We start from the raw sequence: 6,451 nt of genomic DNA on the forward strand, positions 1-6,451 counted from the left end.
TAACCCTCCTTCAAATTTTTAACGCGGTAAATGATAAAGAAAAACTTTTTAAGATCCACTCTGACTCACCTAAAGCCTGCCCACTTGGTGGCAAGATCGAAGGCCTTTTAACCACCCCCCTTCTAAAAGCACAAGAAGCTTTAGAAGATAGTTTAAGAAGCATTACTTTACAAGATCTATTAGATGAGCTTATTAATTTATAAAATTTAAAAAGCAGACAAACTAAGTTATAGAATTAAAAAGTAGGCAGATATATAAAAAACCAATCTATTTTATTGGTTAGGAGCACCATACACTCCTAACTATTTTTATGTATCTTTATGTAAGAATTTTTATAAATTTCTAGATTTTATTACTCTTTGCTCTTCTCTTTTTTAGCTTTACTCTTTTTCTCTGCTTTATCTTTTAGGCTTTCTTTCTTATCTTTTATCTCTTTTATACTATCATCTTTAGCACTATCTTTTTTCTCTTTTGCTTCATCACTCTTTTTACTTACCTTTTCTTTTATCTCATCTTTTTTAGATTTTATTTTTGATTTTGTGGTGTCTATCTTTGTAGTGCCTGATACTGATATATCTGATTTTAAATTTTCAAATGTCTTATCGCCTATACCATTTACATTTTTTATATCTTCTATTGAGTTAAATTTATTTGCTTTTCTATACTCTATTATTGCATCTGCCTTTGAAGATCCTATGCCATCTAAACTCATTAACTCTTCTTTTGTGGCGGTGTTTAAATTTATGGCTGCTAGTAATGTAGAAGCTGTTGCTAATAGTGAGAATATAATCTTTTTCATTTTTGTCCTTTTTGGGTAAATTTGGGTTTGGAGTCTATCATATTTGGTGTTTTTAGTCAACACTCATATAAAAGCATAAACTAAAAGATATTTATAAATATAAAGATAAAAAGTCTAATTATTTAAAAATATAAATAAATTTTAGATTTGATATTTTGTTATAAATTAAAAAATAATATTAAAAGTTGATTGTTTAGATAAAGAAGATTAAAAATTAACAAAGCCCGCAACGACCTACTTTTCCAACATCCCAGTAAGGGAGAGTATCATCAGCCAGGACGAGCTTAGCTTCTTGGTTCGAGATGGAGCAAGGCGTTTCCTCGTCTGTATAGTCACGGGCAGTGTTAAATAAAAGATATATTAGATAAATCTCTTATTTAACACTACTTGATAAAGTTAAAAGTCATAAACAAAGTTTTATAAAAACATATCTTATTAAGTTTTTATCCTTAACAAGGAAGTGATGCTTATTAAAAGATAAGCAGACGAGCTATTAGTACTGGTCAGCTAAAGGACTTTCATCCATTACACACCCAGCCTATCAAACACATAGTCTATATGAGCTCTTAAAAGAAGATTCATCTTGGAGTTGGCTTCCTGCTTAGATGCTTTCAGCAGTTATCACATCCCAACATAGCTACCGAGCGGTGCTCTTGGCAGAACAACTCGTACACCAGTGGTTGGTTCGACCCGGTCCTCTCGTACTAGGGTCAACTCTCCTCAATCTTCTTACGCCCACGGCAGATAGGGACCGAACTGTCTCACGACGTTCTGAACCCAGCTCGCGTACCGCTTTAAATGGCGAACAGCCATACCCTTGGGACCTGCTCCAGCCCCAGGATGCGATGAGCCGACATCGAGGTGCCAAACCTCCCCGTCGATGTGAGCTCTTGGGGGAGATCAGCCTGTTATCCCCGGGGTACCTTTTATCCTTTGAGCGATGGCCCTTCCACACAGAACCACCGGATCACTAAGACCGACTTTCGTCTCTGCTTGACGTGTATGTCTCGCAGTTAAGCTGGCTTATGCCTTTATACTCTACGAACGATTTCCAACCGTTCTGAGCCAACCTTTGTAAGCCTCCGTTACATTTTGGGAGGCGACCGCCCCAGTCAAACTACCCACCAGACATTGTCCTACTTGAGGATAACTCAAGCTAGTTAGCTATCAGAATAAAAAAGAGTGGTATCTCAACAACGGCTCACCATAAACTGGCGTCTATGGATCAAAGCCTCCCACCTATCCTGCACATTTTTATCCCAATAGCAGTGTCAAGCTGTAGTAAAGGTCCACGGGGTCTTTCCGTCTTGCCGCGGGTAGGAGGAATTTTCACCTCCACTACAATTTCACTGGATCCCTCTTCGAGACAGCTCCCATCTCGTTACGCCATTCATGCAGGTCGATATTTAATCGACAAGGAATTTCGCTACCTTAGGACCGTTATAGTTACGGCCGCCGTTTACTCGGGCTTCGATCAAACGCTTCGCAGAGCTAACGTCATCAATTAACCTTCGAGCACCGGGCAGGCGTCACACCCTATACATCCTCTTACGAGTTAGCAGAGTGCTGTGTTTTTGGTAAACAGTCGGGAGGGACTCTTTGTTGTAACCTTCAATGCTTACGGAGTAAATCCTTCACAAAGTTAGGCACACCTTATACCGAAGATACGGTGCTATTTTGCAGAGTTCCTTGAAGAGAGTTCTTCCACGCGCCTTAGAATACTCATCCCACCCACCTGTGTCGGTTTACGGTACGGGCAACTATAACTAAACTTAGAAACTTTTCTTGGCTCGACAGTATCGGCAATTCGCTATCCATTCCGAAGAACTTCAAACGCCTATGGGGTCTCGGCTTAAAAAGATCCGGATTTGCCTGGATCTTAACCTACACCTTTCGACTAGCACTACCATCCGCTAGCTTGCTTAACTCTAAGCGTCCTTCCATCGCACATTATAGTTGGCATTGGAATATTAACCAATTTTCCATCGCATACCCCTTTCGGACTTTGCTTAGGACCCGGCTAACCCTACGATGACGAGCATCGCGTAGGAAACCTTGGGTTTACGGCGTTGGGGATTCTCACCCCAATTATCGCTACTCATGCCTGCATGCTCACTTGTATTCGCTCCAGCACTCCTTACCGGTATACCTTCAACGCAAATACAACGCTCTCCTACCACTTAGTAAAACTAAGTCTAAAGCTTCGGTACTCATTTTAGCCCCGTTATATTTTCCGCGCAGAATCACTAGACCAGTGAGCTATTACGCTTTCTTTAAAGGATGGCTGCTTCTAAGCCAACCTCCTGGTTGTTTAAGTAACTCCACATCGTTTTCCACTTAAATGAGATTTAGGGACCTTAGCTGTTAGTCTGGGTTGTTCCCCTCTCGACGACGGATTTTATCACTCGCCGCCTGACTGCCATGATTACACACTAGGTATTCGGAGTTTGATAGGGTTTGGTACATTGGTGTATGCCCTAGCCCATTCAGTGCTCTACCCCCCAGTGTTACTACATGACGCTATACCTAAATATATTTCGGAGAGAACCAGCTATCACGATGTTTGATTGGCCTTTCACCCCTATCCACAAGTCATCCCATAGCTTTTCAACGCTAGCGGGTTCGGTCCTCCACCGGCTCTTACACCGGTTTCAACCTGCTCATGGATAGATCACATCGTTTCGGGTCTGCAACGTCTGACTAAACGCCCTATTAAGACTCGCTTTCGCTACGGCTCCGGGTTTCCTTAACCTTGCCAGACATCACAACTCGCAGGCTCATTATGCAAAAGGCAGTCCATCACCCTGATAAATCATAGGGCTCTGAATGATTGTAAGCAAATGGTTTCAGGTTCTATTTCACTCTGATCACCTCAGTTCTTTTCACCTTTCCCTCACGGTACTTGTGCACTATCGGTCTAGTAGTAGTATTTAGGGTTGGATAGTGGTCTACCCAGCTTCAGACAGAATATCACGTGTTCCGCCCTACTCAGGATACTGCTAAGTAAAACAAAGCTTTCATATACGGGAGTATCACCCTCTATGCTCAACCTTTCCAGGTTGTTCTATTAGCTAAGTTTAGTCTATATTGCAGTCCTACAACCCCGTTAGTAAACTAACGGTTTGCCCTCTTACGCGTTCGCTCGCCGCTACTAGCGTAATCTCTTTTGATTTCTTTTCCTGAGGGTACTAAGATGTTTCAATTCCCCTCGTTCGCTCCATATTAGGTAGTTAAGCTCGCGCTTAACTGGGTTGCCCCATTCAGAAATTCCCGGATCAAAGCCCCTTGACGGCTCCCCGAGACTTATCGCAGCCTGGCACGTCTTTCATCGCCTCTACTAGCCAAGGCATCCACCACTTGCTCTTTGTAGCTTACCTTTTCTATATTAGATTATTCTAATTCGCATCACTTCCTTGTTAAAGATAACTTTATGTTACTATATTTAAATTCTAGTTCTCAAGACGGAAAGCATTGACTACTATTTAGATAAGTTTTAAATCCTAAATAGATTGTGATGTCAAACTTTTGCATTAAATGCAAAGAGAATAGAAATTTAAATCTTTAACAAGTCCTGTAAAATTGTTTTTAAAACTTGCTTGTGACTATTAACAATATTAATTAAAAGAACATTTAGACAAAAGTCTAATTAGAAAGTTTAAATTTTTAAGCTCTCTAATTAGACTTAATAGCGTTAAACTATTTTATGGTGGAGAATAGCGGGATCGAACCGCTGACCTCCTGCGTGCAAAGCAGGCGCTCTCCCAGCTGAGCTAATTCCCCAATTAAATTCTCTGGTGGGCCTAACAAGACTTGAACTTGTGACCTCACCCTTATCAGGGGTGCACTCTAACCAGCTGAGCTATAGGCCCCTATAGGTCTATCAATCTTTCAAAACTAAACAAGGATGATTGAGAATATCTTTCTTATAGATATCTTGTGAGAGAATATCTATATGTACTCTAGAAAGGAGGTGATCCAACCGCAGGTTCTCCTACGGTTACCTTGTTACGACTTCACCCCAGTCGCTGATTCCACTGTGGACGGTAACTAATTTAGTATTCCGGCTTCGAGTGAAATCAACTCCCATGGTGTGACGGGCGGTGAGTACAAGACCCGGGAACGTATTCACCGTAGCATGGCTGATCTACGATTACTAGCGATTCCGGCTTCATGGAGTCGAGTTGCAGACTCCAATCCGAACTGGGACGTATTTTATAGATTTGCTCCATCTCGCGATATTGCGTCTCATTGTATACGCCATTGTAGCACGTGTGTCGCCCCGGACATAAGGGCCATGATGACTTGACGTCGTCCACACCTTCCTCCTCCTTACGAAGCAGTCTCATTAGAGTGCTCAGCCGAACTGTTAGCAACTAATGACGTGGGTTGCGCTCGTTGCGGGACTTAACCCAACATCTCACGACACGAGCTGACGACAGCCGTGCAGCACCTGTCTTAACATTTCTGCAAGCAGACACTCTTCTATCTCTAGATGATTTGTTAGATATCAAGTCCGGGTAAGGTTCTTCGCGTATCTTCGAATTAAACCACATGCTCCACCGCTTGTGCGGGTCCCCGTCTATTCCTTTGAGTTTTAATCTTGCGACCGTACTCCCCAGGCGGTATACTTAATCCGTTAGGTGCATTACTGCCAAGACTAGCTTAGCAACAACTAGTATACATCGTTTAGGGCGTGGACTACCAGGGTATCTAATCCTGTTTGCTCCCCACGCTTTCACGCATTAGCGTCAGTTGAGTTCCAGCAGATCGCCTTCGCAATGGGTATTCCTGGTGATCTCTACGGATTTTACCCCTACACCACCAATTCCATCTGCCTCTCCCTCACTCTAGATTACCAGTTTCCCAAGCAGTTCTATGGTTAAGCCATAGGATTTCACAAGAGACTTGATAATCCGCCTACGCGTCCTTTACGCCCAGTGATTCCGAGTAACGCTTGCACCCTCCGTATTACCGCGGCTGCTGGCACGGAGTTAGCCGGTGCTTATTCGTTAGGTACCGTCATTGTTCTTCCCTAACAAAAGGAGTTTACGCTCCGAAAAGTGTCATCCTCCACGCGGCGTTGCTGCTTCAGGGTTTCCCCCATTGAGCAATATTCCCTACTGCTGCCTCCCGTAGGAGTCTGGACCGTGTCTCAGTTCCAGTGTGACTGATCATCCTCTCAGACCAGTTATGCGTCATAGCCTTGGTGAGCCATTACCTCACCAACTAGCTGATACAATATAGCCTCATCCTACACCGAAAAACTTTCCCTATCTAACTTATGTAAGACAGGAGTATAGAGTATTAGCAGCCGTTTCCAACTGTTGTCCTCTAGTGTAGGGCAGATTAGCTATACATTACTCACCCGTGCGCCACTAACTCATAAGAGCAAGCTCTTACTTGTCCGTTCGACTTGCATGTATTAGGCACGCCGCCAGCGTTCACTCTGAGCCAGGATCAAACTCTCCATATTATTACCTAGCAAAAATTTATTTGATAGGATTTTATTATGAAGTTTTTAATCAAAAAAACTTTTAGTTTTATTTATTAGTTTGTCTAATCTATTATAAATTATAAAATAATAGACTGGCTCAATCGATCACTTGTTTAGATTTCAAAGATTGACTAATAGTTTAACAATTGTAAGTTAAA

Annotated in this window: 1 protein-coding gene, 2 tRNA genes, 3 rRNA genes and 1 pseudogene; 1 reads left to right on the forward strand and 6 read right to left on the reverse strand. The window is 42.2% G+C overall.

Annotated elements, in window-relative coordinates; genetic code table 11:
* Window positions 1-203, forward strand: a pseudogene (locus A3835_09255) (transcriptional regulator).
* Window positions 204-352: 149 nt separating this feature from the next.
* On the opposite strand, the gene A3835_09260 reads toward A3835_09255, so the two are convergent.
* The 6 genes from A3835_09260 to A3835_09285 form a co-directional block, all read right to left on the reverse strand.
* On the reverse strand, window positions 353-799 hold the full coding sequence (locus A3835_09260) for a type II secretion system protein K (GenBank protein ID ORI09798.1): 447 nt from the start codon (window positions 797-799) through the stop codon (window positions 353-355).
* Window positions 800-1,020: 221 nt separating this feature from the next.
* Window positions 1,021-1,139 (reverse strand): 5S ribosomal RNA (rrf, locus tag A3835_09265).
* A gap of 123 nt (window positions 1,140-1,262) precedes the next feature.
* A 23S ribosomal RNA gene (locus A3835_09270) occupies window positions 1,263-4,174 on the reverse strand.
* A 329-nt stretch (window positions 4,175-4,503) separates the two neighbouring features.
* Window positions 4,504-4,579, reverse strand: a tRNA-Ala gene (locus tag A3835_09275).
* 12 nt (window positions 4,580-4,591) lie between these two features.
* A tRNA-Ile gene (locus A3835_09280) sits at window positions 4,592-4,668 on the reverse strand.
* Window positions 4,669-4,757: 89 nt separating this feature from the next.
* Window positions 4,758-6,272 (reverse strand): 16S ribosomal RNA (locus A3835_09285).
* Together the 16S, 23S and 5S rRNA genes with 2 tRNA genes alongside form the textbook arrangement of a ribosomal RNA operon.
* Window positions 6,273-6,451: the final 179 nt, after the last annotated feature.

This window comes from Campylobacter concisus, assembly GCA_002092835.1.
Lineage (GTDB): Bacteria > Campylobacterota > Campylobacteria > Campylobacterales > Campylobacteraceae > Campylobacter_A > Campylobacter_A concisus_K.